Raw genomic sequence first — 3347 nt, forward strand, 5'->3', positions numbered from 1 at the left:
GGGTTCCGGCAGCCTTCAGTGGTCTTTGCAGAGTTAAGACAGACGGCTTAGCGTTGCACTTCGAACTTGAATCCGCCAGTATCCTTGAAGTTGAATGTCCGTTCTTCGCTCAAAGCAGACTGTCAGATTTGATTGTGTGCTGTCAGTGAACACCTTCCTTAAAAGTCAAACCTTTTGCAGCCCCCCGGAAAAGCCGGGGGATTACCGGATGTAATTACCACTCATAATTAACCGTCGCCGTTACCGTGCGGCCTATACCGTAGAAGCAGGAAGTGGTGGAGGCGCAGGCGGCGACATATTTCGTGTCGGCGATGTTGTTGACATTGATCTGCGCCGTGGTTCCCTTCAGCGCCGGGATCATCTTGCCCAACTCATAGCTGACCTTGGCATCATAGAGATCGACCGCGGGTACCTTGAAGGTGTTTTTGGCATCGCCGTAGCTGGTGCCGATATATCTGGCGCCAAGTCCGAGGCCTAGGCCGTCGGCTACGCCGGAGTGGAAGTTGTACTCACTCCATATCGATGCCGTATGCGTCGGAACACGTGCCGGCGTTTTGCCCTGCGTACCGGCCACAGAGGTTTTGACGGTTTCGGAATCGATATAGCCGTAGGACGCGATCAGATTCATGGATTCGGTCAATGCCGAGCGAGCTTCCACTTCTACCCCTTGGTTACGAATTTCCCCAATCTGTTCATACCAGCCCAGAGTGCTGTTGTAGGTGGTGATATTCGTCTGACGCAGATCGTAGAGCGCCAGCGTAAGTAGGGTATTCCAACCCTCCGGCTGGTATTTGATGCCAACTTCAGTCTGTTTACCGATACTCGGAGAGAAAGGTGCGGTTCCCGGTGCCCGGTTGGTTTGAAGGCTGGGTAGGAAAGAAGTGCTGTAGCTCACATACGGCGAGACGCCATTACTGAAGGCATACAGCAGTGCCGCACGGCCGGTGAATTTATTATCGTTTTGCTGCACTTTGCTACTTGCGAGATAATCATTGGTACGTACCTCGGTCCAGTCGTATCGACCAGATAACAACAGGTTCCAATTGTTCAATTCCAGTTGATCCTGAGCGTAGATGCCGACCTGATCCAAGGTCTGCAACTGATCCGTACTCTTGGTCAGAGAACCCTCATCCACCGACACGCCGTAGTTGGGGGAAGACCAATCAATCTGGTAGCTCGTACTGCTGCGGCGCCATAACTCCTGACGATCCTTGTTCCACTTGTAGTCCAGCCCGGCCAACAGCTGATGATCCACGGCGCCGGTGGCGAACTGGGCCTGCCACTGGTTATCCAGCACGAACTCATCGGTATCGCGCTCCTCTATCTGGGCACGCCTGTTCAGTACGTAGGTACTGTAAGAGTTTGTATAAACAAAATATTTGTATTTCTGGCTGATCCTGGCATAGCGCGCATTCTGCTTGAAGGTGAACAGATCGTTGATGACGTGCTCGAACTCATAGCCGATAGTAGATTGCTCGCGCTCCGACTTCTGGAACGACGGGTCGCTGACGTTGAAATCGAAAGGAATATAGCCGCGTTCGGTCGCGAATACGGTACCCGTTGCCGGCAAGAAGTTGCGGTAGCCGGCTTCAGGATCTTTCTGGAAACTGCTCAACAGAGTGAAACGGGTCCCGGGATTGGGGATCCAGGTCAGCGCAGGCGCGATCGCATAACGCTCTTCCTTGTAATCATCGACCTGATTGTGCTGCGTGCGCGCAAGGCCGTTAAGGCGATATAACAACGTACCGTCATCATTAATCGCGCCGCCAAAATCGAACGCCCCAGATGCCAACTTGTCACTCCCGCCTTTGAGTTGGATCTTATGTATCGCCGTGGCGGTCGGGCGTTTGCTGGTCATGCCCACCAAGCCGCCGGGGCTAACCTGGCCGTAAAGCACCGAAGCCGGTCCCTTGACTATCTCGATGCGTTCCAGTAGCCAGGGATCGACGACGCCGTTCCCGGATCCCGCCGCCTCGCCGAAGCTCAATCCGTCGAGAAAACGCGGCGCATAATAAAAACCGCGGATAAACACTTCGTCATATCGGTTGGAACTACCCCGGTATTCGGTAAACACCCCGGGAGTATAGCGCAACGCCTGCGATACCGAGGAAACATCCTGTGAATCCATCTGATCGCGCGTCACGACGGAAATAGATTGCGGGGTTTTAATCAACGGCGTCGGCGTCTTGGTGCCCAACTGGCTGACCGTCGCCACGACGCCCTTGAGAGGGGCGGTGGGATCCTCGCTTTTATCATTGGCCACCACCGTAATAGTTTCTTCAGCCGCAATCCCCGGTAGCGGCAGTATTGATACCGGCCCTAATCCCAAAATCACCGCTGTTCTTACGCAACTTTTACTATTTATTTTCATTACTGTAACACTCCTGAGATATATAAGTATTACGTTACGGTTTGTAATTATTCATTTCGGCAAAAAGGCTATCACAATAAAAACAGCAAGTGAAATTAAATTAGCTATCATTATCATTATCATTATCATTATCATTATCATTAAGTGGGTGCTATTTAGTCGTCATTTATGAGAACATAACCCTTTCTTTGCCATAGACTTTTCACGATGCCCGCTCTTTCCAGCTATTCCTCCCGCAAAAAACAGCTCCTCGACCGTATGGATGTTCTCGTCCCATGTCTCGATGGTTAGGGAAGGTGCGATTTAATCGGTGAGCATTCAGTGGAGTCCTTATATCGAGCAACTGTATGAACTTTATTCTTTAACACCCGATGCTGGCATGCAGCGTATTTATATTGCCTTGTGGTTTGGGCAACATGAGAAGGTCGCAAATATACATAAACATGGATTGAAAAGTGCAGAGGATTTCAGGCAGGCAATTATTGAAAAACTCACCGCGGGACTGCATAAGCAGATAGACGTGTTCGTGCTGGATCTCTCAAAGGAAGCTTTTTGATGCGATCTTCCGCTTCTCGCTCACAGCGGACCTCCAGATCAGGTTGCTAGTTCGCTCTGTGCCAGGTGCGGACATGCTTTGAAACTTAATTATGTCCTTCGCCCTTCAGATGACCAAAGCATATGTGTATGTTATGCTAAATGATGAAAGTATTTTTTATGATATATTTATTAAAGATTAAAATATTACAGTTTCTTTTGATTTTTCGAGGTTATACATGGCGCCAATAGTTATCAATCCAATAAGTTATTCAAGATTCAATGCACTAGCTACATATGCTAGAAACCCACGAGTTAAATCCCATTCTAAGGAGTTAGAATGGTTCGAAACCTTCGACGGAAAAGTATTAGGGAAGGTGCGATTAATTCGATGGGAACCATTTTTTCGTCCTGTCATCGTATGGTAAATGAACAAAGAACC

Annotated in this window: 2 protein-coding genes; one reads left to right on the plus strand and one right to left on the minus strand. The window is 49.5% G+C overall.

Features of this window, described 5'->3' with window-relative positions:
* Positions 1-214 precede the first annotated feature (214 nt).
* Positions 215-2371, minus strand: a complete 2157-nt coding sequence (locus tag ACSZO1_RS21930) for a TonB-dependent siderophore receptor (RefSeq protein ID WP_437616445.1) — start codon at positions 2369-2371, stop codon at positions 215-217.
* A 310-nt stretch (positions 2372-2681) separates the two neighbouring features.
* Here ACSZO1_RS21930 and ACSZO1_RS21935 point away from each other — a divergent pair, with 310 nt between their 5' ends.
* On the plus strand, positions 2682-2927 hold the full coding sequence (locus ACSZO1_RS21935) for a hypothetical protein (protein ID WP_437616446.1): 246 nt from the start codon (positions 2682-2684) through the stop codon (positions 2925-2927).
* The last annotated feature ends 420 nt before the right edge of the window (positions 2928-3347 follow it).

The sequence above is a fragment of the Erwinia sp. V71 genome (assembly GCF_965644245.1).
In the GTDB taxonomy this organism is placed as follows: Bacteria; Pseudomonadota; Gammaproteobacteria; order Enterobacterales; family Enterobacteriaceae; genus Erwinia.